Source organism: Micromonospora vulcania, from assembly GCF_042658605.1.
Classification (GTDB): Bacteria; Actinomycetota; Actinomycetes; order Mycobacteriales; family Micromonosporaceae; genus Micromonospora; species Micromonospora vulcania.
Map to the genome: position 1 here is coordinate 50,398 of NZ_JBHSQS010000005.1, position 23,511 is coordinate 73,908.

The following is a 23,511-nucleotide window of genomic DNA, read 5'->3' on the forward strand; positions in this document are numbered from 1 at the left end:
TCTCAGTCCACTCCGGCCAGCTGCTTGGCTCGGCCGAAGACGTCATCCAGCATCTCTGGTGTCAGCCGCCCGGTAAAGGTGTTCTGCTGGCTGACGTGGTAGCAGCCGAGCAACTCCGGTGCGGCCGTGCCGGACCAGTGTGCCCCATGGCCGAACGCCGGTCGCGGGCTGGGCGGGCGCTGCCCGTACACCTGACGCAGCACCGGCCACCACGCGGCCCAGGCGAACGCACCCAGCGCGACCACGACGCGCAGGGTGGGCCGGATCAGCGTGACCTCGCGGTGCACCCAGGGCGCGCAGGTGTCCCGTTCGACCGGGGTCGGCTTGTTGTCCGGTGGTGCGCACCGGACCGCCGCGAAGATCCGCAGGTCCCGCAGCGTCAGCCCGTCGTCGGCGGCGACGCTGGTCGGCTGGTTGGCCAACCCGGCCCGGTGCAGCGCGGCGAAGAGCACGTCGCCGGAGCGGTCACCGGTGAAGATCCGGCCGGTGCGGTTGCCGCCGTGGGCGGCGGGTGCCAGGCCGAGGATGGCGATCCGCGCGTCGGCGGCGCCGAAGCCGGGCACCGGCCGGCCCCAGTACTCCTGGTCGCGGAAGGCTGCCCGCCGGGTGCGAGCCACCTCCTCGCGCCATTGCACCAGCCGGGGGCAGGCGAAACAGCCACTGACGGCGGCGTCCAGGCCGGCCAGGTCGGTCGCCCGCGCGGCGCGGGCGACCACCTGTTCGGGGGTACGCGGCTCAGCCAAGCTTGGCCCGGAAGAGTTCCAGGGTTCGGGCCCAGGCGCTGGCGGCCGCCCGCTGGTCGAACGCCTCCGGCCGGTCGTCGTTGAAGAAGGCGTGCGAGGTGCCCGGGTAGTCGTAGAGGTGGCAGGTGCCGCCCGCCTCCTCGATGGCCCGACGGGCGGTCTGAACGCCCTCACCGGCAGAGGTGCCGTCCTCTTCGGAGCAGTGAATGACGGCGGACTTACCGGCGTAGTCGGCCCACTCGGGACGCATCGCCTCCCAGGGCAGGACGGGATAGAAGCCCACCGAGGCGACGATCCGCTCGGAGATGGTGGCCGACCAGAGGGCCAGGCTGCCACCGGCGCAGAAGCCCACGGCACCGACCTTACCGGTGACCTCCGGCCGCGCGGCGAGATAGTCGGCAGCACCGGCGATGTCCTTCGCGGCCTCGTCCATCCGCATGGCCATCTGCAGCCGCTGCGCCTCGTCCGGCTCGCTGGTGGTCGCACCGTGGTAGAAATCCGGGGCGAGGGCGACGAAGCCGGCCTCGGCGAACCGGTCGGCCACCGACCGGATGTGGGGTACCAGGCCCCACCACTCCTGGATGACGATGACCGCAGGGCTGGCCGTGCCGCTGGCGGGTATCGCGAGATACCCCTCGCTCGTGCCCCCGTTGCTGCGGTAGCTAACCATTTCGCCCATCGGCCGTCCTCCTAGCGGTCAGTCATCGTTGGCTGGTCGCCCAGTGGTCCTACGTGCCGGTAGCCTGCCATGCCGCGCCGTCGCCGGGAAGACGCCGGAACAGTGGCATTCACCTCCCGTTCGCTCGGCGGTGACTCCCGGTACGCCGACGGCGGCGGGGACAGTTTCCCCCGCCGCCGTCGGCGCTGGTGCCAGTCTGCCGGTTAGGCCTTCTTGGTCAGGCCTTCTTGGTCAGGCAGAGCAGGTAGCCCGTCTTACCCGGCTCGATGCTGTAGAAGAGGTAGCCCTCCTCGCCTTCCTTGAGGTACTGGTCACAGGCGGTGCCGGCCTTGGCCTGGGCCTCGGTCTGCCCGTCCACGCGACCCACCACGTTGTACGCCGCGTCGGTGGAGGTGCACTCGACGACCTTGGCGTCGTTGGCCTCCTCCTCCTTGGTGCCGCTGACCTCGGGCAGCTCGGCGATGCAGTCGCCGACCTTGGCGTCAGCGGTCTCGTCCTTGTTCAGGAAGTTGCCGATCGCCGAGGCCAGGCCGAACTTCAGGCCCGCGATGACGACGATGACGACGATCGCGCCAACGACCTTGAGCACCTTGCTTGCACCGGACTTCTTCGTCTCCGACTCGACCGGCGCCGGCGGCACCGGCTCGATCGGCGACGGCGTCTCGCCGGCCGGCTGGGGCGGCACGGCGTCGGACGCGGGGGGCGGTGCGACCTGCTCTGACACGGGGGGTCCTTCCGAGGGGTTGATGAGCAGACGACACCGTAACGATCATTGATTTCCGGCGTCGTCCCGCTCGCCTCGTCCGTTCAGCTATTTCCCAGCTTCGTATGCATGATCCAATTCACACGGCCGTTCAACCCGTGACGGTCGGCGTCGGCGTCGCGGTCGGCGTCGGCGTCACGGTTGGCGTTGGCGTTGGCGTCGCGGTCGGCGTCGGCGTCGCGGTCGACTCCTGCGGCGGGACGGGTGCGCCTGGGCCGCGTGGCCCGAAGGGCGCCTGCTCCGGACAGTACGGGTACGGCGGCAGAACCGACTTGTTGTACGCCTCGGCAGGGTCCCTGCAGTCCGGGTAGCCGAGCCGGATCGGATCACCGTTCTGGTCGAAGAGCCGGGCGTTCTCCACCAGCCGACCCTCACTGTCGTAGACGAAGACGTCCCGGACCCGGTCGTACGGGTCCTCGACCGAAGTCGGGTCGTAGTAGTAGTCGCCGTAGCGCATCCGGTCCTCCGCCTGGACCAGCGCGGAGAGCGCGAAGATCACCAACACCAGACTGCCGGCGTGCAGTGCCCAACGCGGCCACCGGGTCAACCGCCCGGAGCGGCGACCGAGCCAGATCGAGGCCAGCACGAAACCGACCAGCATGACCTGACCGGCGAGCAACTCTCCACCGAACCGGGGCAGCAGGCCGAAGCTGCCGCCCGTGCTGAACACGGTGACCAGCATCGCCGCCAGGTAGCCGCGCAGCACCCACCAGCCGGGGCGCAGCAACCGGAGGAAGTCGCTGGCCGTCTCGTACCCCAGGGGTGGGCCGAGTCGCGTGTCGATCGCGCGCAGCCGGCGGCGGACGCGGACCACCGCGCTGGCGACCCGCTGGTCGAGGTTGCGCCCGCTGCCGGGGGCACCGGCCGCGGCGCGCAGCTCGGCGGCGTACGTCTCGGGCTCACCCAGCCGCTCGACGAGGGTGCCGCCGGTCTCGGCGGCAAACTCGGCGAGGTGGTCGGCCAGGTCCTCGGTCAACTCGTCGCGCTGGGCGGGCGCCAGGTCGGCGAGCGCGGCCCGGACCCGCGCCACGTAGTCGGTGATTTCCTGCTCCGTGACGGTCATGCCGCCAGCCCCCGATCGTCGAGCAGACTGTCCATGGTGGTGGCGAACGATCGCCAGAGCTTGCCGGAGCGGGTCAACTGGTCACGACCGGCGGCGTTGAGCGCGTAGTACTTGCGGTGCGGGCCGGACTCGCTCGGCACGACGTAGGTGGTGAGCAGGCCGGCGGCGAAGAGGCGCCGCAGCGTGCCGTAGACCGAGGCGTCGCCGACCTCCTCCAGCCCGGCCTCGCGGAGCCGACGCAGGATGTCGTAGCCGTAGCCGTCCTCCTCCCGGAGCACGGCGAGGACGGCCAGATCGAGCACGCCCTTCAGCAACTGTGTGGTGTCCACGCACTGCACACTAGTGTGCAGTGCGAAATACCGTCAACGAAATCGCCGTACCGGCTCCAGAGTGATCACTTTGTGCTGAGCAGTTGGAAGGAGGTCTCGACAACTACTCAGGACATACTGATCAAGAGGGTCAGGGACCAGGTCGACACGATCGGACGTTACTGGAGGCTCCAGGCGATGCCGTCGAGAATGTCGTGTTCGGAGGCGACCACCGACGGCATGCCGGCCCGCTCCATGATCACGCGGAGCACCAGCGCGCCGGCACCGATCACGTCGGCCCGCCCCGGGTGCATCACGGGGTTCGCCAACCGCTGCTCGCTGGTCTTGCCGAGCAGATCGGCGGTCACCCCCGCCACCGCCTCGTAGGACACCCGGGCGTGGTGGATGCGCTCCGGGTCGTACTCCCGCAGGCCCTGGGCGATGGCGACCACGGTGGTGACGGACCCGGCGAGACCGACCAGCGTGGCCGCCTCCCGGCCGGGCACCGCGGCGAGCGCCCGGTCCACCGCCGCGGCGATGTCGGCCTGCGCGGCGTCGATCTCGGCCAAGGTGGGTGGGTCACCGTGCAGGTGCCGTTCGGTCATCCGGACGCAGCCGATGTCCATCGAGATCGCCGACCGCACCCCCTCGGCCCGGTCGCCCACCACGAACTCGGTGGAGCCGCCGCCGATGTCGACGACCAGGAAGGGTTCCTTCGCGTCGGTGGGCAGCCCGCGTACCGCACCGGTGAACGAGAGACGTGCCTCCTCGTCGCCGCTGACGACCTCCGGCGCGACCCCGAGGGTGCGCTGCACCATCTCGGTGAAGTCGGCGGCGTTGGCGGCGTCCCGGGTGGCCGAGGTGGCGCACATCCGTACCCGCTCGGCACCCAGCTTGTCGATCTCCGTGGCGTACGACGCCAGCGCGACCCGGGTGCGCTCGATCGCCTCCGGCGCCAGCCGGCCGGTCCGGTCCACGCCCTGGCCGAGGCGGACGATCTCCATCCGCCGGCTCAGGTCGGTCAGCGGCGCCTCCGGCCCGACCGACGGGTCGGGCAGGTCGGCGACCAGCAGTCGGATCGAGTTGGTTCCGCAGTCGATGGCCGCCACACGCGTCGTCACGGCAGCAACCCTACGGCAGGCCAGGGTGCCGTCGGCCCTGACTAGAGGCGCAGCAGCATCCGGGTGTTGCCCAGCGTGTTCGGCTTGACCCGCTCCAGGTCGAGGAACTCCGCGACACCCTCGTCGTACGAGCGCAGCAGCTGCTCGTAGACCGGTTGGGGCACCGGGGCGCCGTCGATCGCCCGGAACCCGAAGGAGGCGAAGAACCGGGTCTCGAAGGTGAGCACGAAGATCCGCTCCACGCCCAGCTCCCGGGCCGCGTCGATCAGCTCGCCGACCAGCCGGTGACCGATCCGCTGCCCCCGGCAGGACGGATCCACCGCGACCGTACGGATCTCGGCCAGGTCCTCCCACATGACGTGCAGCGCGCCACAGCCCAGCACGACGTCGTCCTCGGCCCGGACCGCGACCCGGAACCCCTGCACCTGCTCGTACAGGGTGACGGTGGCCTTGCTCAGCAGCCGCCGGTCGCCGGTGTAGGTGTCCACCAACCGCCGGATGCCCCGCACATCCCCGGTACGGGCCCGCCGCACCAGGATCTTGTTCTCGGCGCTCGGCGCCGAGGAACCGGCATCCGCGCTCATTCGGTCGCCGGCACGTCCACGCACGGACCGGCCGTCCACCACGGCTCGACCAGCGCCAGCGTCTCGTCGCCGAACGGGTTCACGCCCGGCCCGGCACCCAGCGCGTGGCCCAGGTGCACGTGCAGGCACTTCACCCGGCCCGGCATGCCGCCGGCCGAGATGCCGGCAATTTCCGGCACGTCGCCGATGGCCTCCCGACGGGCGAGGTAGTCCTCGTGCGCCGCCCGGTAGTGGGCGGCCAGCTCGGGATCCGTCGCCAGCCGCTCGGCCATCTCCTTCATCAGCCCGGCCGACTCCAGCCGGCTGCACGCCGCTGTGGCCCGGGGGCAGGTCAGGTAGTAGAGCGTCGGGAACGGCGTGCCGTCGGCCAGCCGGGGGGTCGTCTCCACCGCGTCCGGCAGGCCGCACGGACAACGATGGGCCACCGCCTGGGTGCCCCGGGGCGGGCGGCCGAGCTGCGCGGCCACCGCGGCCAGGTCGGCCTCGGTGGCCGGTTCCCGCTGCGGCAGGGGTACGGAATCCGCCGCCGACTCCGGCGGGGGTACGACAGTCACGGTGCCCATCACTCCTGGTGCGCTGGTCGGTGGTTCACTTGCCCGGCCGCTGGCTGTCCGCCGCCTGGACGCTCGACCAGAGGGTGTCGTACCAGGTCACCGGCCCAGCCGGAGTGCCCGGCCCGGCCGGCTTTCCGGCGTCCCGGGCGGCGCCCGCCGGGTCGTGCATCACGACCATCAACTTCTCGCCGGGGCGGCCCATGAAGAACCGTTCCCGGGCCTTGGTCTCGATGAACGCCTTGTCCTCCCACTTGGCCGCCTCGGCGGCAAGCTCGGCGATCTCTTTCTCCTGCGCCGCCTGGGCCGTTTCCATCCGCTCGATGTCGGTCTGCTGGTCGAGGTAGACCCGGACCGGGTAGGTGTAGGCCAGGGCGAGCGCGATCAGCACCGCGAACAGCACGGTGGCTCGACCGGTGAAGCGTCGGGGGTGGGGTGCGACGAGCCGCTTGACGGCACCACCGGCGGCGGTACGCCGAGCGGCGGCCGGACGGTTCGCGGAGCGCACGCCCTCGGCGCCCCGGGCCGCGCCCGGGGCCCGACCGGCGGCGCCCCGAGGCTCGGCGCGTACGCCGGCGTCCCGGACCGATCCCCGGGTGGCCCGGCCGCCGCCCGGCCGGCCGGACAGACCGGGCCGGCGGGCGGGACGCTGACCACCCGGTGTGCGGCGCTGCTGCATCGTCACACCCCTCCCCCGAGGCTTCGCGCGTCTCAGGCCGAACGGTAGCGCGGGAACGCGCCGGCGCCGGCGTAGCGCGCCGCGTCGGCCAGCTCCTCCTCGATCCGGAGCAGCTGGTTGTACTTGGCAACCCGGTCCGAGCGGGCCGGCGCGCCGGTCTTGATCTGGCCGCAGCCGGTGGCCACCGCGAGGTCGGCGATGGTGGTGTCCTCGGTCTCGCCGGAGCGGTGGCTCATCATGCACTTGAAGCCGGCCCGGTGAGCCAGGTCCACCGCGTCGAGGGTCTCGGTCAGCGAACCGATCTGGTTGACCTTGACGAGCACCGCGTTGGCCGACTTCTCCGCGATACCGCGGGCGATGCGCTGCGGGTTGGTGACGAACAGGTCGTCACCGACGATCTGGACCCGGTCACCGATCGACGCGGTCAGCGTCTGCCAGCCGGTCCAGTCGTCCTCCGCCAGCGGGTCCTCGATCGAGACGATCGGGTAGTCGCCGGCCAGCTTGGTGTAGTAGTTGCTCATCTCCTCGGCGGACTTCGCGGCGCCCTCGAAGGTGTAGGTGCCGTTGTCGAAGAACTCCGTGGCCGCCACGTCGAGCGCGAACACGATGTCGGTGCCGAGCCGGTAACCGGCCTTCTCGACCGCCTCGGCGATCAGGTCCAGCGCCGCCGCGTTGGTCGGCAGGTTCGGCGCGAAGCCGCCCTCGTCGCCGAGCCCCGTCGACAGGCCCTTCTTCTTCAGCACCGACTTGAGCGCGTGGTAGACCTCCGCGCCGGAGCGCAGTGCCTCACGGAAACTGGGGGCGCCGATCGGCGCGACCATGAACTCCTGGATGTCGACGTTCGAGTCGGCGTGCGCGCCACCGTTGAGGATGTTCATCATCGGCACCGGGAGCAGGTGCGCGTTCGGGCCGCCCAGGTAGCGGAAGAGGCTCAGCTCGGCGCTGCCGGCGGCGGCCTTGGCCACCGCCAGGGAGACGCCGAGGATCGCGTTCGCGCCCAGCTCCGACTTGCTGTCGGTGCCGTCGATGTCGAGCATCTTCTGGTCGATCAGCCGCTGCTCGCTGGCCTCGTACCCGATGATCTCGTGGACGATCTTGTCCTCGACGTTGGAGACCGCCTTCTCCACGCCCTTGCCCTGGTAGCGGTCGGCGTCACCGTCGCGCAGCTCGATCGCTTCGAAGGCACCGGTGGAGGCGCCGGAGGGCACTGCGGCGCGGGCCACCGTGCCGTCGTCCAGGCCGACCTCGACCTCGACCGTCGGGTTGCCCCGCGAGTCGAGAATCTCCCGGGCGACGATTCCCTCGATGGTTGCCACTGAGTCGCTCCTCGTTGTTGTGATCCGGTCCATCTGTGGGCCGCGACGGTGCGGCTGAGGCTGGTGTTGAACGCAGCGTATCGGGCCGCAGGAACGGACACGGCGTCGCCTGCGCACCCGAGTCGCCCCGCGGTGACGGACATTCCCGGATTTCCGGGCGTCAACCGGCAACGGGTTTGCGCTGCGCCAACCCGATCCACCAGGCTGGTCGCCATGCCCGCCGCCTCGACCACCCTCCGCATGCTCGCCGTGTCGGTCATCGCGTCGCTCACCGTCACCGGCTGTCAAACATTCGAGGACGCCGGCCGGGCCATGGGCCGGGCCGATCTGGTCAACGACCTCGCCGCCCGGCTCGACCGGGCACTGGAACTCACCTACTCGGCCGACTACCAGCTCCCCGGCGGGCAGAGCGCCGCGATCGTGCAGGCGCAGGATCCGGCCCGTTCCGCGTACACGTACCCGGGTGGGCGGCTGACCGTCACCCCGGACGCGACCACCCGATGCGCGGCGACCAACGGCCGCACGGTGTGCACCCTGGTCGCACCACCCACCCCGGGCAGCAAGCCCACCGTGGCGCTCTTCAGCGAGGCCAACGAGCAGGGCCTGGTCACGCCGCCGGTCGTGGTCGGGATGCTGACCGCTGCCGCCCTCGACCCGGCGGCGGTGATCAAGCAGAGCGACACGACCGTCGCCGGGCACCACGCCACCTGCGTCGAGGTGCAGAGCTCCGGCGGCGACTTCACCGCCTGTGTGACCACCGAGGGTGTGCTGGGCAGCTTCACCGGCCCGGTCGACGGCAAACCGATGGAGGTGGCGCTCAGCCGCTACTCGGATTCGGTGGCGAGCAGCGCGTTCGACGTGCCGGCGGGAGCCAGCGTGGTGGACCGCCGCCCGGGCGGACAGTGACCGACACGGCCGCCGGCCCCGGAATGCTGCCCGCCGGGTTCCTGCCCGGGTCCGACCGGAGCCAGCCCCCCGCCGCCGGTGACCTGGCTCTGCCGGTGATCGGCGCGAAGCTGCTGACCACCGCCGACGGCCGCCCGCTGCGCGTCGCCGACCTGCCCGCCGACACCGACTGGGTGCCGCTGGGCACCCTCGACGGGGTGCCGGCCTGGGCCACCGAACTGGCCACCGCCGACGAGTTGCCCGGCCTGACCCGAGGCTGGGCGGCGCTGGCCGCCGAGGTGCCGGAGCCACTCGCCACGCTGGCCGGCCGGGCATTGGCCGTCGTCACCTGGCGGCGTACCCACCGGTGGTGTGGCGCATGCCGGGCCGAGCTGACCGACCAGCCTGGCGAGACCGCCCGGCGCTGCCCCGAATGCCGCCTGTACGTGCCGATGCAGCTCTCCGCCGCCGTGTTGGTGGCGATCACCCGACCCGGGGCGGCCGGCAGCCCTGACGAGCTGCTGCTGGTGCGGCACGCCACCGGCCCGACCGGGCTGTGGGCGCTGGTCGCCGGTTTCGTCGAGGCCGGTGAGACGCTGGAGGCGGCGGTGCACCGGGAGGTTGGCGAGGAGGTCGGACTGGCCGTCGACCGGCTGACCTACTTCGGCAGTCAGCCGTGGGCGATCTCCGGCCCCGGAGTGCTGCTCGCCGGCTTCACCGCCCGTGCCGCCGACCCGCACGCCGAGCCGGTGGTCGACGGCCGGGAGCTGACCCAGGCCCGCTGGTTCGGCCTGGATGCGCTGCCGGCGGAACTGCCGCCCGCGTACTCCATCTCGCGCTGGCTGATCGACGCGACGGCGACCGCCGCGCGGCCGTGACCCCGGCGCGGGCCGGGGTTTTCCATGATCTGCGCAAGTTCGGGGGAAGAGTTGCGCAGATCTTGACGCGGGCGCGGCGGGCTCAGACGCCGAGCAGGGTACGCAGGTGGCGTGGGGGCGGGCAGTCGTGGGCGAGCATCGCGTCGTGCCAGTCACGCACCGACATCTCGGCCGGACGAGCGGCGGCGATCTCGGCCACCTCGCTGTAGCCGACGAAGTAGGTGGAGAGCTGGGTGGAGGTGAGCAGCGCCCGACGCCATTTGCCGGCCGCCTCGCCCACCTCCTGGAACCCGCGCTCGGTCATCAGCGCCATCGCCTCGGCCTCGGGCAGATCCTCGGCGTGCACCAACTGGTCGAGCAGCGCGTTGATGGTCATCCGTAGCTGCATCTTGAGCTGCTGCAACCGCACCGGCAGACCGCCGAAGCCACGCCCGGCCATCAGTTCCTCGGCGTACACCGCCCAGCCCTCGATGAAGGGACCGGACTCGGCCAGCGCCCGGACCCGGGTGCCGCCGACGTAGCGGCGCGCGTGGGCGAGCTGGAGGAAGTGCCCGGGCATCGCCTCGTGCACGGTCAGGTTGCGCACCATGTGGTCGTTGTACTCGCGATAGAACGACTCCACGCGATGCGCCGGCCAGTCCGCCGGAGTGGGTGCGATGCAGTAGAACGTCGGCACCGTCGCCGTCTCCAACGGGCCGGGCGAGTCGCAGTACGCCACCGCGACGCCCCGGGCGAACTCCGGCATCTCCTGGATCACGCACCGGTCGTCGACCAGGCTGACCAGGTCGTGTGCGCGGACGAAGTCCGTCGCCTCGTCCAGGGTCACCCCGGCCAGCTCGACGATGGTCCGATTGTCCGGGTGCTCGGCGGCGAGCACGTCCAGCGCCCGGCGTACCGCCTCGTCGTCGGCTCGGCCGCCGACCAGCTCGACAGCCGCCTCGCGGATCTCCGTGGTGACCCGGTCCAGGTTGGCCCAGGCGCGGCGTTGGATCTCGGCGGCGCCCAGCTCGGTGTCCAGGGTGTGCCAGAGCCGAGCCTCCCAGCGGCGCCGACCCAGCCGGGGATCGCGGCCCGGGCCGGCATCGGCGGCCAGACCGGTACGCAGCCACGCGACGAACTCCTCCAGCGCGGCGATGGCCGCCGTGGCCGCCGGCTCCACCCGGTCAAGGCTGCTCGGGGCCTGGGCGATCAGCGCCGGCAGCTCGTCACGGATCAACGCGGCCGTGCCGGTGAACTGCCCGACCGCCGTCTCGGCGTGGATCCGCGGCATGTCCCGGAGCGTCGCGCGGGCGGTCGACAGCGCATCCGGTACGGCGGCGAGCCGGCCGGCGAGCTGGGTGAGCCGCACCTCGGCCGGGGCGTACGGGCGGGCCAGCAGTGCGTGCAGCAGCGGGCCGGGGTTGTGGTGCAGCGGGTCCCACTCGTGTGCCTTGATCTCGGTCAGCTCGAACAGTTCCCGGTCCACGTACGAGGTGAGCAGCGCGTGGTCCACCTGCTCGTCGACGTCCAGCGAGTCGGGGTCCAATTCGGACAGTGCGTTCGCCGCGTCGGAGAGCATCGCCCGATCAACGGCCAACCCGTCGGAGGACAGATCGGGCAACCGGTCGTCAAACCGGTGATCCCCGGCCGCGGTCGCAACCCCCGGCCGACTCTCCAGCAAAGCCTCGACAACCCGCTCGGCAAGCACCCCAAACGCTTCCACCCCCCCGACCCTACCGACCGCCCGGCGCCGCCGGTGCCGGTGCCGCCGGTGCCGCCGGTGCCGCCGGTGCCGCCGGTGCCGCCGGCGCGCCGCCAGCGCCGCCGGCAGTGGTAATCAAGAGGTTTGCGTCAGGTTCGGGCTGTGTTTCGACGCAAACCTCTTGATCAACGTGGCTCGGCCGGGGTGGGTGCGGGCTCGGCTGCGCGGATGGTTTGGGCGTGGGCCAGGGTGGCGCGGCGGAGGGCCGCCTCCGGGTCCAGGTTTGCTGTGCGGGCCTCCGCCACCGTTGCCAGGAGGGCGGCGCCCAGGGCCGCTTCGGCGTCTGAGTCTTCGTGCGGCGGTGGGGGCGGAACCGCCACCCCTCTGCGGGCGGCGCGATCGAGGATCTGTGCGGCCAGGGCGAGGGCGGGCTGGCTCATCGCCACGCCGTCCAGCACCGAGTCACGCGCCTTCTCGGTCTGCTTGATCCGCTCCCAGTTGGCGGTGATCTCCTCCAGCGTGCCCGCCTCCGCACCGGCGAACACGTGCGGATTGCGCCGGATCATCTTGTCGACCAGGCCACCGGCCACATCGTCGACGTTCCACCGCTCATCCTCGGGCAACTCCTCGGCGAGCCGGGCGTGCAGCACCACCTGGAGCAGCACGTCGCCCAACTCCTCGCGCAGCGCATCCGTGTCGCCGGCGCTAATCGCGTCGTACGCCTCGTAGCTCTCCTCCAGCAGATAACCGGCGAGACTCCGATGCGTCTGCGCCCGCTTCCACGGGTCGCCGCCGGGCGAGGCCAACCGGTCCAGCACGGCCACCGCGTCCAGCAGACGGGCGCCCGGCGGATCCCACGAGCCGTACATCAGCTCCAACTCGGCCAACCCCGGCTCCCGAGCCAGCCGCAGACCCAACTGCCGGGCCAGCGACTCGTCGCCGGTCGGACCGGCCAGCCAGACCACCACGCCGTGCGCCGCGACCGCGTCCAGCAGCGGCTGCGTCGCCGGGCCATCCACCACGCTGACCTCGGCCCCCGCCGTGCGCAGCGCCGTGACCTGCTCGCTCTCCGCGCCGGTCAACACCGGGTGCTGGCGTACGACATCCCAGGCGGCTGCGGTCAGCAGGCCGGCCGGCAGCCGGGGCGAGGTGACCAGGAGGACGATCCGTGCCGTCATGCTCAGCTGGCCGTACCCTCGGCCGCCGGGTCCACGCTCGACGTGGAAGGTTGCGGCTCCTGGCTGGGCAGGTCGGTGACCGACGGCTCCAGTTCGAGGTAGGGCAGGTCGTACCGGCGGATGTCGCCGCTGTTCCCCGGCACCTCGAACAACGCCGGAATCTCCAGCGTGGAATACCGCGGGTTGATCTCGACGTCCTGCCGCTTCACCTCGTCCCGGAACGCCGCGCTGAGTGCCACCACCGCGGCCACCTGCCGGGCGACGGCCGGGTCGGCGAACCGTTCGCGCTGCTGCTCGACGGTCCAGCCGGCGGGGGCCACCCCACTCTTCACCAGACCGTCGTAGACCTCGGTGCGCGCCTCGTCGGTCAGCTCCGCCGCCGGCAGGGCCGTCTGGAGCGCGATGAACAGGTCGTACCAGTCGGCCGCGAGCTTCCGGTATTCCGTGCCGGGAACACCGAAGCCCTCACCCAACTGACCCTCGGTGATCTGGTCCTGCACCTGGATCTTCTTCTCGGCGACGACCCGCTTGGCCAGTTCGAGACCGACGAGCAGGTTGAGCACGTCCTGCTTGCTCAGGTCCAGCTTCAGCTGCTCGGGTGCGGGAGACGCGGACGGACCGTTCTGCTGCTGGAACGCCGCGCGGACCTGGTCGGCGTACTTGGTCTGCGCCTCGTCGTGGATCGTCTTCACCCGATCCAGCGAGTAGGAGGTGTCACCGACGTACGCGGCGACGTCCCCTGCGGGAGTTTCGCAGGCGGCGAGGGAGAGGACACCCAGGGCCGCGACGCTGGCGGCGGCGATCAGACGGCGAGCACGCATGCCCGTCACTCTCTCATGGGCTGATCCGCGTTGTGACGGCCCCCACCTCACCCGGCCGCGGTGGCCAGTGGGGCGGGGGCGCCCAACACGTCGGAGAGCAACTGGGCGCACCACTGGAGCAACGCCTGGTCGCGAAGCGGCTCGCCACCGATCCGACGGGTGCTCGGTCGGGGCACGCTGACCTGGTCGGTGGCCTGCTTGTAGACCGAGTCCGGGTGGTAGCGCTTGAGCCGCAACTGCTTCGAGTCGGGCAGTGGCAGCGGCCCGAAGCGGACGTGCTTGCCCTGCATCGACACGTCGGACAGGCCGTAGCGGCGGGCCAGCAGGCGGAACCGGGCCACCTCGACCAGGTTCTGCACCGGGGCGGGCGGTTCGCCGTACCGGTCGGTCATCTCGGCGATTACCTCGCGCAGCCGGTCCTCGTCGCGTGCCTCGGCGAGCTTGCGGTACATCTCCAGGCGCAGCCGCTCCACACTGACGTAGTCGTGCGGCAGGTGCGCGTCGATCGGCAGGTCGATCTTGACATCGGCCTCCTCCTCCGGCCGCTCACCCTTGAACGCGGAGACCGCCTCGCCGACCATCCGCACGTACAGGTCGAAGCCGACGCCCTCGATGTGCCCGGACTGTTCGCCGCCGAGCAGGTTGCCGGCGCCCCGGATCTCCAGGTCCTTCATGGCGACGTACATGCCGGCACCCAGCTCGGTGTGCTGGGCGATGGTGGCCAGCCGCTCGTGGGCGTGCTCGGTCAGCGGCTTCTCCGGCGGGTAGAGGAAGTAGGCGTACGCCCGCTCCCGACCCCGACCGACCCGGCCACGGATCTGGTGCAACTGAGCCAGGCCGAGCAGGTCCGCCCGCTCCACGATCAGGGTGTTGGCATTCGGGATGTCGATTCCGGATTCCACGATGGTGGTGCAGACCAGGACGTCGAACTCCTTCTCCCAGAAGCCGACCATCACCTTTTCGAGGGCCTCCTCGCCCATCTGGCCGTGCGCCACCGCGACCCGCGCCTCGGGCACCAGCTCCCGCAGCCGCCGCGCCGCCCGGTCGATCGACTCGACCCGGTTGTGCAGGTAGAAGACCTGCCCGTCGCGCAGCAACTCGCGGTGGATGGACGCGGCGACCTGCCGGTCGTCGTGCGCGCCGACGAAGGTGAGCACCGGATGCCGCTCCTCCGGCGGGGTGGCGATGGTGGACATCTCCCGGATGCCGGTGATCGCCATCTCCAGGGTGCGCGGGATCGGGGTCGCCGACATGCTCAGCACGTCGACCGAGGCGCGCAGCGTCTTCAGGTGCTCCTTGTGCTCGACGCCGAAGCGCTGCTCCTCATCGACGATCACCAGACCCAGCTGCTTGAACCGGGTGGCGGTCTGCAGCAGTCGGTGGGTACCGATGACGATGTCGACGGTGCCGTCGGCGACCATCTCCAACGTCCGCTCGGTCTCCTTCGGAGTCTGGAACCGGGAGAGCTGTCGGATCTCCACCGGGAACTGGCTCATCCGCTCGGCGAAGGTGTTGTAGTGCTGCTGCACCAGCAGTGTGGTCGGCACCAGAACCGCCACCTGCTTGCCATCCTGTACCGCCTTGAACGCCGCCCGGACCGCGATCTCGGTCTTGCCGTAGCCGACGTCGCCACAGATCAGGCGGTCCATCGGGACGGTCTGCTCCATGTCCCGCTTGACCTCGTCGATCGCGGCGAGCTGGTCCGGCGTCTCCTGCCAGGGGAAGGCATCCTCCAACTCCCGCTGCCAGGGGGTGTCCGGGCCGAACGAGTGACCCTTGGACGCCTTGCGAGCCGCGTAGAGCTGGATCAGCTGCGCGGCGATCTCCCGGACCGCCTTGCGGGCACGGGCCTTGGACTTCTGCCAGTCCGAGCCGCCCATCTTGTGCAGCGTCGGCTGCTCGCCGCCCACGTAGCGGGAGAGCTGGTCGAGCTGGTCGGTCGGAACGAAGAGCCGGTCACCGGGCTGGCCCCGCTTGCTCGCCGCGTACTCGATGACCAGGTATTCCCGGCTTGCGCCGTTGACGGTGCGCTGCACCAGCTCGACGTACCGGCCGATGCCGTGCTGCTCGTGCACCACGTGGTCGCCGGCCTTGAGCTCCAGCGGGTCGATGGTGTTGCGCCGCCGGCTCGGCATCTTGCGCATGTCCCGCGTCGAGGTGCCCCGGCCGCCGGTCACGTCGTTGCCGGTGAGCAGCACGAAGCGGGACGCCTCGTCGACGAACCCGCTGCTCAACGCGCCACAGGTGACCACCAGCTCACCCGGGACGGGCGCGGTCGGCACCTCCTCGACGAGCCGAGCACCCAACCCGGCGTCCCGCAGCACCTCCACCGCCCGCTGGGCGGGCCCGTGCCCCTCGAAGACCAGCGCGATCGACCAGCCCTCACCGGCCCAGCGCTTGAGGTCGTCGACCACCCGTGCCGTCTCGCCGTGGTAGAGCGGGGCCGGCTGGGCAGCCAGGGTCACCGCGATGGCGTCGTCCGGTCGGACGGCGGCCTGCTCCGGCGCGTCCTCCCAGGGCTGCCGCGTCTCGGCGGTCTCCCCCTCGACCAGGCCGAACGGGGACAGCGTCCACCACGGCTGGCCGAGCTTGCCGGCGGCGGCGCGGACCTCGCCCAGCGTGCGGAACGCGGCGGCGCCGACGTCCACCGGCGCCTGGCCGCCGACCGCGGCGGCGGCCCAACTGGCCTGGAGAAACTCTTCAGAGGTACGCACCAGATCGTGCGCCCGGGTGCGGATCCGCTCCGGGTCGCAGAGCAGCACGTGGGTGCCGGCCGGCATGGCGTCCAGCAGCAACTCCAGCGAGTCGGGGCCGACCAGCACCGGCGCCAGCGACTCCATCCCCTCCACCGGAATGCCCTCGGCCAGCTTGTCGAGGATCTCGGCCAGCTCGGGGTGCTGCTCGGCCAGCGCCGCGGCCCGGTCCCGGACCGGCGGGGTGAGCAGCAGCTCTCGGCAGGGCGGCGCCCACAACAGCGGCACCTGGTCGATGGTCCGCTGGTCGGCGACGGCGAAGGTGCGGATCTCCTCCACCTCGTCGCCCCAGAACTCGACCCGGGACGGGTGCTCGTCGGTCGGCGGGAAGACGTCCAGGATGCCGCCGCGCACCGCGAACTCGCCGCGCTTGGTAACCAGGTCGACCCGGGCGTACGCCATGTCGATCAGCCGACGGGCGACCTCCTCCAGATCCGCCTCGTCGCCCGCCGCGAGCTGCACCGGATCCAGATCGCCGAGCCCCTTGAGCTGCGGTTGGAGCAGCGAACGGATCGGGGCCACGACCACCCGCAACGGCCCGGTACGGCCGTACGCGTCGGCCGACTCGGGATGTGCCAGCCGGCGCAGCACGGCCAGCCGTCGGCCGACCGTGTCCGAACGCGGGGAGAGCCGCTCGTGCGGCAGGGTCTCCCAAGACGGGAAGACCGCCACCTGCTCCGCCGGCAGCAGCCCACCCAGCGCGGCGGCCAGATCGTCGGCCTCCCGGCTGGTGGCGGTCACCGCCAGCACCGGCCGCCCGGCGCCCCCACCGGTGCTGTTGCCGCCGTTGGTGCTGTTGGCGCCGTTGGTGCTGTTGGTGCCGTTGGTGCTGTTGGCGCCGTTGGTGCTGTTGGTGCTGTTGGCGCCGTTGTCTGGATCCGCGGCGACCGCCGCCACGGCGAACGGGCGCAGCGCGGGCGGGGCGGTGATGTCCAGACCGTCGACCTGCGCGGCACCGGAGCGCGCCAGGTCACGCGCCCGGGTCAGCCCGGGGTCGGCCAGGGCGGCGGAGAACAGACCGGTGAGCATGTGATCACTTCCAGGGGAGTCGACGCACACGACGGCGGCCCCGCGTCCAGCCGGACGGGGGGTGCATGACTACCAGCCTATCCCCGTGCACCGACACCCACCCCCTTCCGCCCAGGTCCCACACCGCCGCGCTCCCCGCACCCCCGCCAGGTCCAAGATCCGCGCCCCCGGATTCAAGACCGATGCCCTGGTCCCCGATCCGCATCCCCCGGGGGTCCAACATCCGCCCCCAGGCCCACATCCGCGCCTCCGGGTCTCAAGATCCGCACCTCCGGGTCTCAAGATCCGCGCAACATCCTGGTTGTAGTGGCCTCCGACTCCCTGGAACACCACTAGAACCTGGATGTTGCGCGAGCGCGCCTGACTGCACGACCGCCTCAAGGGGTGGATCTTGACGAGAGTGGCTGGTCGTGATCGGGTTTGGCGATGAGTGGGCAGTGGCGGGCGCAGTTCGACGCGGAGGTGAGCTTCGCCAACGGGGGCGGGCTGCGTACCGAGGGGTTCCGGCTGGACATCCCGGATCGGGAGATCACCGACGGGGATCTGGCGGCGTTGTTCGTCCGGCACCTCGGGCTGTTGATGGTCGCCGAGGTCCGGATCAGCGCGAAGACGATCATCGAAGAGGCGCACAAGGGCGGCCGGGGCGTCGCCGTCGGTTCGTCCGGCGCCGGTCGACGACTGGTCGAGTTGAGCCACGTGATCCGGGACGGGATGACCACGCTGCCCGGCTGGTCTGCGCCGCAGATCGGCGACTGGCTGACCTTCGCGGCGTCCCGGGCGAACTATGCGCCGGGCACCGAGTTCCGGGTGGCCCGGATCGACATGATCGCCAATACCGGCACGTACCTGGACACCCCCGCCCATCGCTGGGCCGACGGCGACGACCTGACCGGAGTGCCGTTGGACCGACTCGCCGACCTGCCCGGCGTGTTGGTCCGGGTGCCGGCCGGCACCCGGGCCGTGGACCGCCTGCTGCTGGCCCCGTACGAGGTGGCCGGGCGTGCCGTGCTCCTGCACACCGGCTGGGACGCTCACTTCGGCACCGAGCGGTACGGCGGGTCGGATGCGCCACACCTCACCGCCGACGCGGCCCAGGCACTGGTCGACGCCGGCGCGACCCTGGTCGGCATCGACTCGATCAACATCGACGACATGAGCCCGGCGGCCGGTGGTGCCCGCCCCGCGCACAGCGCGCTGCTCGCCGCCGGCATTCCGATCGTGGAGCACCTGACCGGCCTGGACGCGCTGCCGCCGAGCGGCTTCCGGTTCACCGCCGCACCGCCGCTGGTGGCCGGCATGGGCACCTTCCCGGTCCGCGCCTTCGCCGTCGTCGACGCAGGTCGGTAACACACCAGGCCAGTGACGCAGCAGATCAGTGACGCAGCAGGTCAGTAGCGCACCGCGATTCGGCGCTGTACGGCGTCGACCCGGATCTCCCCGCCGTACGGGATGATCAGTTGTGGGTCGGTGTGGCCGAGGTCGACGTCGAAGACCACCACCGCGTCCGGGGCGTACGTGTCGAGCGCTCGGGTGATCGCGTCCCGCTGCGCCGCGCCCCACGCCAGCCGCTCCGGCACCGACAGCGGCTTGCCGAAGTCCCATGCCTTGGGCCGGCCGACGACGATCGCCGGGAAGCCGGCGAGCAGCCCCCGCTCGCCCAGGTTCCGCACGATCCGGAACACCTCCTGCGCGGTGGGCAGCTCGTTGGAGGTCTCGAAGACCAGAATCGACCCGGCCAACTCCTCGGCCGACGGCACCCGGCCGGTGGCCAGCAGCCAGTGCACGATCTCCAGGCAGCCACCCCAGGTACGCCCCTGCACCACCCGCGCCGGCCCCTGCCAGCGCCAGCCCTCACCCGGCAGCATCTCCGGCTCGTACGCCAGCGTCTCCGGCTCAGACCACGGGTTCGGCCGGTCACCCCACTCTGCCGCCGGGGCAAGGTCGTACCAACCGGAGGTGAAGAGGGCGGCCCGCAGCGAGTCGAAGGTCAGCGGGTGCGGCCGGCCGGGCCGGCCGAGGTGCACCAGGACCGAGCCACCGTGGTACGCCACGATCCCCAGCCGGTAGAGGTGGTTGAGCACGTTGGTGTTGTCCGAGTACCCGAAGTAGGGCTTGGGGTTGGCGCGCAGTACCGCGTCGTCGAGGTGCGGGGTGACCGTGATCAGGTCGTCCCCGCCGACGGTGGCGAGCACCGCGGTGATCGTCGGGTCGGCGAAGGCCGCGGTCAGGTCGCGGGCCCGGTCGCGCGGGTCGGCTCCCAGCACCCGGGTGGTCGGATACTCCACCGGTTCCAGGCCCAGCTCCTCGCGCAGCCGGCGCAGCCCCAGCTCGTACACCTCAGGAAAGAGAGCCGGCAGGCCGGCGGACGGTGACACGACCGCGACGCGGTCTCCCGGTTTTGGCTTCGCGGGGTAATTCGGAGACGCCATGATCAAACGGTAGTGACCCCGGCCAGCGAATTTCCGCCCGGCTAAACGCCTTAACCAGGGCAAATACCACCCTAGGCTGACCTGGTGGACGAGGAGCCGGAGATCCGGGTGCGGGACTGGCTCCCCCGTGCCGCCGGCCTGTTGCTCGGCACGCTGGTGCTGGCCACCGCCTTCATCGCCGCCTACGTCGGCGCGCTGCACCAGCCCACACCCAGGGACGTGCCCGTCGGGGTCGCAGCGGGCGACCAACGCGCCCAGGCCGTCCTGGCCGCCGTCCGGGACCGGACCAACAAGATCAAAGCCATCGAGTACGACGACCCGGGCGCCGCCGACGACGGCCTGACCAGCCGCGAGGTGTACGCGGTGCTCGGCTCCGCACCCGATGGTGGTCTCGTCCTGACCACCGCCACCGCCAGCGCCCCGGCCGCCAGTGAGTTGATCGTGCAGGTGCTCACTCCGGCAGCCCAGCAGGCCCAGGTGCCGCTGCGGGTGACCGACCAGGTGCCGGTGGCCGACGCCGACCCGCGCGGCCTGGTGCCCTTCTACCTGGCCATCGGGTTCGTTCTCGGCGGCTACCTGGCCTCGACCGCGCTCGGCCTCGCCCTCGGCACCACCCCGCGTAGCCTGCGCCGTGCCGGCCTGCGCATCGGCGCGCTGGCGGCGCACAGCGTGGCGCTCGGCATCATCGGCGCGGTGATCGTCGGCCCGGTGCTGGACGTCTGGCACCACGACCTGCCGGCCCTCGCCGCCACCGGCATGCTGGCCGCCTTCGCCGCCGCGATGGTCGCCGCCGCGATCCAGGGCTGGCTGGGCGTGCTCGGTACCGGGCTGGTCATCCTGCTGCTGGTGGTGCTCGGCAACCCCGGCTCCGGCGGCATCTACGCCCCCGAGTTCCTCCCCACCTGGTTACGCGGGATGCACCGCTGGAACGTGCCCGGGCTGTCCACCGACCTGATCAAGTCAGCGGTGTACTTCGACCGGCGTTCGGTCGGCTGGCCGGTCGCCGGGCTGGCGCTCTGGGCGGTGCTCGGGCTGGCCGCGCTGATCGCCGCGACCCTGGTACGAGGTCGCCGGGCGGCCGTCCGCGCCGCAAAGTGATTGCAAGGGTCCCCTCCTATACACCAGGCGATAACAAGGGGCCCTTCCTTACATCCCGCCCGGCGCGGATACCATCCAGGGAGTCGGACAGCGCTGTCCTTCGTACTCACGTAAGGAGCGCATCGTGACCGACCAGCACGACCACGACGGCCCAGATGCCGCGCTGCGCGCTGACATCCGCAGGCTCGGCACCCTGCTCGGCCAGACCCTGGCCCGCCAGGAGGGCCGCCCGCTGCTCGACCTGGTCGAGGAGATCCGCGCCCAGGTCCGCACCGACGTCCCGGCAGCCGCCCAACGGCTCGGTGGGCTCGACGTGACCACCGGCACCAAGCTGGCCCGCGCCTTCTCCACCTACTTCCACCTGGCCAACATCACCGAGCAGGTGCACCGCGCCCGCGACCTGCGCCGCCGCCGCGCCGTGCAGGGCGGCTGGCTGGACCAGGCCGCCAAGATGATCGCCGAGCGCGGGGTGCCGGCCGAGGAGATCGCCAACGCCGCCCGCCGGCTGGCGGTCCGGCCGGTGTTCACCGCCCACCCGACCGAGGCGGCCCGCCGCTCGATCCTGTCCAAGCTGCGGGCCATCGCCGACGAGCTGGACACCGAGACCGCCAACGCGATCCTCTACGGCGCCAGCGACGAGGGCCCGGCGAACCGCCGGCTGGCCGAGCTGCTCGACCTGATGTGGCAGACGGACGAGCTGCGGCTGGACCGGCCGGACCCGACCGACGAGGCCCGTAACGCCATCTACTACCTGCGTGACCTGTACGCCGAGGCCGCCCCCCAGGTACTCGACGACCTGGCCGACACGCTGCGCACGCTCGGCGTGGAGACCTCGCCGACGGCCCGTCCGCTGAGCTTCGGCACCTGGATCGGTGGCGACCGGGACGGCAACCCGTTCGTCACCCCGGCGGTCACCCGCGACGTGTTGGCCATCCAGCACGAGCACGGCATCGCGGCCACCGAGAAGGCGATGGATCACCTGATCAACGAGATCTCGGTCTCCCGCCGGCTGCGCGGGGTGTCCCTGGATCTCTCCGCCAGCCTGGCCGCCGACCTGGACGCGCTGCCCGAGGTGGCGCCCCGGTTCCGTCGGGTCAACGCCGAGGAGCCGTACCGGCTCAAGGCGCGCTGTGTGAAGGCCAAGCTGGCCAACACCCGGCAGCGGTTGCGGCAGGGCACCGCGCACGTCCCGGGCCGGGACTACCGGGGCTCGGCCGAGTTGATCGCCGACCTGGATCTGCTGCGCGCCTCGCTGGCCCGCAACTCCGGGCAGCTCACCGCCGTCGGCCGGCTGGCCTCCACCATCCGGACGGTCTCCGCGTTCGGCCTGCACCTGGCGACCATGGACGTCCGGGAGCACGCCGAGGCGCACCACGCCGTGCTCGCCCAGCTGTACGGGGCCGTCGGTGAGGTCTCCGACTACCCGGCGCTGTCCCGGCTGGAACGCACCAAGCTGCTCGCCGACGAGCTGACCGGCCGCCGGCCGCTGTCCACCCTGGACACGCCGCTGTCCGAGCAGGCCCGCAAGACGTTCGACGTCTTCGGAACCATCCGCGAGGCACAGGACCGGTTCGGCACCGAGGTGATCGAGTCGTACATCATCTCGATGACCCTGGGCGTCGACGACGTGCTGGCCGCGGTGGTGCTGGCCCGCGAGGCCGGGCTGGTGGACGTGCACAGCGGGCGGGCCCGGGTCGGGTTCGTGCCGCTGCTGGAGACCCCCGCCGAGCTGAACGCCGGCGGTGAACTCCTCGACGAGCTGCTGTCGCTGCCCGCGTACCGCGCGCTGGTGTCCGCCCGGGGCGACGTGCAGGAGGTCATGCTCGGCTACTCCGACTCCAACAAGGAGGCCGGGATCACCACCAGCCAGTGGTCGATCCACCGGGCGCAGCGCGCGTTGCGTGACGTGGCCGCCCGGCACGGGGTGCACCTGCGGCTGTTCCACGGCCGAGGCGGCACGGTGGGACGTGGCGGCGGCCCGACGCACGAGGCGATCCTGGCCCAGCCGTACGGCACCATGGACGGCGCGATCAAGGTGACCGAGCAGGGCGAGGTGATCTCCGACAAGTACACCCTGCCCTCGCTGGCCCGGGAGAACCTGGAGCTGACCCTCGCCGCGGTGCTCCAGGCGACGCTGCTGCACACCGCGCCCCGTCAACCGGCCGAGATGCTGGAGCGCTGGGACGCCACGATGGACGTGGTCTCTGAGTCGGCGTTCCGGTCGTACCGGTCGCTGGTCGAGGACCCGGACCTGCCCGCGTACTTCTGGGCCTCCACCCCCACCGAGCTGCTCGGCGCTCTGAACATCGGCTCCCGGCCGGCGAAGCGCCCGAACACCGGCGCGGGGCTCTCCGGGCTGCGGGCCATCCCGTGGGTGTTCGGCTGGACGCAGACCCGGCAGATCGTGCCGGGCTGGTTCGGCGTCGGCTCCGGGCTCGCCGCCGCCCGCGAGGCCGGGCTGGCGGACGTGCTGGCCGAGATGCACCGCAACTGGCACTTCTTCCGCACGTTCCTCTCGAACGTGGAGATGATGCTGACCAAGACCGACCTGAGCATCGCCCGCCGGTACGTCGAGACGCTGGTGCCGAAGAAGCTGCACCCGATCTTCGAGCAGATCGAGCAGGAGTACGAGCTGACCAAGCGGGAGGTGCTGGCGGTGACCGCCTCGCCCGCCCTGCTGGAGAACTCACCCGTACTCCAGCGCACCCTGGCGGTACGGGACACCTACCTGGAGCCGCTGCACCACCTTCAGGTGGCGTTGCTGCGGCAGTACCGGGAGTCCGGTGCCGCCGGACGGGCGGTGGCCACCGCGCCGGGCGGCCGACGTGCCCCGAGCGACGGTACGGCCCTGGAGCGGGCGCTGCTCACCACGGTGAACGGCATCGCCGCCGGAATGCGCAACACCGGCTGAACAACGGACAGACGGACAGGCCCCGGTCAGCTCGACCGGGG

At 71.6% G+C, this 23,511-nt stretch carries 19 protein-coding genes and 1 pseudogene; 5 read left to right on the forward strand and 15 right to left on the reverse strand.

Annotated elements, in window-relative coordinates:
- Positions 1 to 2 precede the first annotated feature (2 nt).
- The 10 genes from ACFQGL_RS09395 to eno form a co-directional block, all read right to left on the reverse strand.
- Entirely contained in the window at positions 3 to 716 is a 714-nt protein-coding gene (locus ACFQGL_RS09395) for a uracil-DNA glycosylase (RefSeq protein WP_377509537.1), read from the reverse strand.
- A 19-nt stretch (positions 717 to 735) separates the two neighbouring features.
- A complete protein-coding gene (locus ACFQGL_RS09400) occupies positions 736 to 1,422 on the reverse strand; it encodes a dienelactone hydrolase family protein (protein WP_377508528.1) in 687 nt (228 codons plus the stop codon).
- 217 nt (positions 1,423 to 1,639) lie between these two features.
- Positions 1,640 to 2,146, reverse strand: coding sequence for an LppU/SCO3897 family protein (locus ACFQGL_RS09405; protein WP_377508531.1), 507 nt, complete (start codon positions 2,144 to 2,146; stop codon positions 1,640 to 1,642).
- A gap of 130 nt (positions 2,147 to 2,276) precedes the next feature.
- Complete coding sequence (locus ACFQGL_RS09410; protein ID WP_377508534.1) at positions 2,277 to 3,248, reverse strand: HAAS signaling domain-containing protein; 972 nt, start codon at positions 3,246 to 3,248, stop codon at positions 2,277 to 2,279.
- Positions 3,245 to 3,577, reverse strand: a complete 333-nt coding sequence (locus tag ACFQGL_RS09415) for a PadR family transcriptional regulator (RefSeq protein WP_377508537.1) — start codon at positions 3,575 to 3,577, stop codon at positions 3,245 to 3,247. The genes ACFQGL_RS09410 and ACFQGL_RS09415 overlap by 4 nt, the downstream gene beginning before the upstream one ends.
- Positions 3,578 to 3,735: 158 nt before the next feature.
- On the reverse strand, positions 3,736 to 4,665 hold the full coding sequence (locus ACFQGL_RS09420) for a Ppx/GppA phosphatase family protein (protein ID WP_377509540.1): 930 nt from the start codon (positions 4,663 to 4,665) through the stop codon (positions 3,736 to 3,738).
- A 53-nt stretch (positions 4,666 to 4,718) separates the two neighbouring features.
- Positions 4,719 to 5,261 carry an amino-acid N-acetyltransferase gene (locus tag ACFQGL_RS09425; RefSeq protein ID WP_377508540.1) on the reverse strand — a complete coding sequence of 181 codons (543 nt, stop codon included), beginning with the start codon at positions 5,259 to 5,261 and terminating at the stop codon, positions 4,719 to 4,721.
- The gene (locus ACFQGL_RS09430; RefSeq protein WP_377508543.1) at positions 5,258 to 5,815 is read right to left on the reverse strand and encodes a DUF501 domain-containing protein; all 558 of its coding nucleotides are present in this window, start codon (positions 5,813 to 5,815) and stop codon (positions 5,258 to 5,260) included. Before ACFQGL_RS09430 ends, ACFQGL_RS09425 begins: the two co-directional genes overlap by 4 nt.
- Positions 5,816 to 5,849: 34 nt before the next feature.
- On the reverse strand, positions 5,850 to 6,491 hold the full coding sequence (locus ACFQGL_RS09435) for a septum formation initiator family protein (protein ID WP_377508546.1): 642 nt from the start codon (positions 6,489 to 6,491) through the stop codon (positions 5,850 to 5,852).
- A gap of 32 nt (positions 6,492 to 6,523) precedes the next feature.
- Complete coding sequence (gene eno / locus ACFQGL_RS09440; protein ID WP_377508549.1) at positions 6,524 to 7,807, reverse strand: phosphopyruvate hydratase; 1,284 nt, start codon at positions 7,805 to 7,807, stop codon at positions 6,524 to 6,526.
- A gap of 213 nt (positions 7,808 to 8,020) precedes the next feature.
- On the opposite strand from eno, the gene ACFQGL_RS09445 reads away from it, so the two are divergent.
- The gene (locus ACFQGL_RS09445) at positions 8,021 to 8,713 is read left to right on the forward strand and encodes a hypothetical protein (protein WP_377508552.1); all 693 of its coding nucleotides are present in this window, start codon (positions 8,021 to 8,023) and stop codon (positions 8,711 to 8,713) included.
- The gene (gene nudC / locus ACFQGL_RS09450) at positions 8,710 to 9,570 is read left to right on the forward strand and encodes an NAD(+) diphosphatase (RefSeq protein WP_377508555.1); all 861 of its coding nucleotides are present in this window, start codon (positions 8,710 to 8,712) and stop codon (positions 9,568 to 9,570) included. Before ACFQGL_RS09445 ends, nudC begins: the two co-directional genes overlap by 4 nt.
- Before the next feature lie 82 nt (positions 9,571 to 9,652).
- Here the strand turns inward: nudC and ACFQGL_RS09455 are convergent, their stop codons facing one another.
- From ACFQGL_RS09455 to mfd, 4 genes and pseudogenes are all read right to left on the reverse strand, one after another.
- A complete protein-coding gene (locus tag ACFQGL_RS09455; protein WP_377508558.1) occupies positions 9,653 to 11,272 on the reverse strand; it encodes a DUF885 domain-containing protein in 1,620 nt (539 codons plus the stop codon).
- A gap of 164 nt (positions 11,273 to 11,436) precedes the next feature.
- The gene (locus tag ACFQGL_RS09460) at positions 11,437 to 12,429 is read right to left on the reverse strand and encodes a nucleoside triphosphate pyrophosphohydrolase (protein WP_377508561.1); all 993 of its coding nucleotides are present in this window, start codon (positions 12,427 to 12,429) and stop codon (positions 11,437 to 11,439) included.
- A gap of 2 nt (positions 12,430 to 12,431) precedes the next feature.
- On the reverse strand, positions 12,432 to 13,250 hold the full coding sequence (locus ACFQGL_RS09465) for a hypothetical protein (protein WP_377508564.1): 819 nt from the start codon (positions 13,248 to 13,250) through the stop codon (positions 12,432 to 12,434).
- A gap of 47 nt (positions 13,251 to 13,297) precedes the next feature.
- Positions 13,298 to 16,774 (reverse strand): annotated as a pseudogene (gene mfd / locus ACFQGL_RS09470) (transcription-repair coupling factor); the annotation flags it as partial.
- Positions 16,775 to 17,458: 684 nt separating this feature from the next.
- Here mfd and ACFQGL_RS09475 point away from each other — a divergent pair.
- Entirely contained in the window at positions 17,459 to 18,379 is a 921-nt protein-coding gene (locus ACFQGL_RS09475) for a cyclase family protein (RefSeq protein WP_377508567.1), read from the forward strand.
- 41 nt (positions 18,380 to 18,420) lie between these two features.
- Here the strand turns inward: ACFQGL_RS09475 and ACFQGL_RS09480 are convergent, their stop codons facing one another.
- Entirely contained in the window at positions 18,421 to 19,461 is a 1,041-nt protein-coding gene (locus ACFQGL_RS09480; protein ID WP_377508570.1) for a S66 family peptidase, read from the reverse strand.
- 84 nt (positions 19,462 to 19,545) lie between these two features.
- Here ACFQGL_RS09480 and ACFQGL_RS09485 point away from each other — a divergent pair, with 84 nt between their 5' ends.
- Positions 19,546 to 20,559, forward strand: coding sequence for a hypothetical protein (locus ACFQGL_RS09485; protein WP_377508573.1), 1,014 nt, complete (start codon positions 19,546 to 19,548; stop codon positions 20,557 to 20,559).
- 124 nt (positions 20,560 to 20,683) lie between these two features.
- The gene (gene ppc / locus ACFQGL_RS09490; protein WP_377508576.1) at positions 20,684 to 23,470 is read left to right on the forward strand and encodes a phosphoenolpyruvate carboxylase; all 2,787 of its coding nucleotides are present in this window, start codon (positions 20,684 to 20,686) and stop codon (positions 23,468 to 23,470) included.
- Positions 23,471 to 23,511: the final 41 nt, after the last annotated feature.

What these genes read in the sequence shown, in the direction of transcription:
- ACFQGL_RS09400 (WP_377508528.1), bottom strand. Translation starts at nt 1,422, where the DNA reads ATGGGCGAAATGGTTAGCTACCGCAGCAACGGGGGCACGAGCGAGGGG.
- ACFQGL_RS09410 (WP_377508534.1), bottom strand. Translation starts at nt 3,248, where the DNA reads ATGACCGTCACGGAGCAGGAAATCACCGACTACGTGGCGCGGGTCCGG.
- ACFQGL_RS09425 (WP_377508540.1), bottom strand. Translation starts at nt 5,261, where the DNA reads ATGAGCGCGGATGCCGGTTCCTCGGCGCCGAGCGCCGAGAACAAGATC.
- ACFQGL_RS09435 (WP_377508546.1), bottom strand. Translation starts at nt 6,491, where the DNA reads ATGCAGCAGCGCCGCACACCGGGTGGTCAGCGTCCCGCCCGCCGGCCC.
- ACFQGL_RS09445 (WP_377508552.1), top strand. Translation starts at nt 8,021, where the DNA reads ATGCCCGCCGCCTCGACCACCCTCCGCATGCTCGCCGTGTCGGTCATC.
- ACFQGL_RS09460 (WP_377508561.1), bottom strand. Translation starts at nt 12,429, where the DNA reads ATGACGGCACGGATCGTCCTCCTGGTCACCTCGCCCCGGCTGCCGGCC.
- ACFQGL_RS09465 (WP_377508564.1), bottom strand. Translation starts at nt 13,250, where the DNA reads ATGCGTGCTCGCCGTCTGATCGCCGCCGCCAGCGTCGCGGCCCTGGGT.
- ACFQGL_RS09475 (WP_377508567.1), top strand. Translation starts at nt 17,459, where the DNA reads ATGAGTGGGCAGTGGCGGGCGCAGTTCGACGCGGAGGTGAGCTTCGCC.
- ACFQGL_RS09480 (WP_377508570.1), bottom strand. Translation starts at nt 19,461, where the DNA reads ATGGCGTCTCCGAATTACCCCGCGAAGCCAAAACCGGGAGACCGCGTC.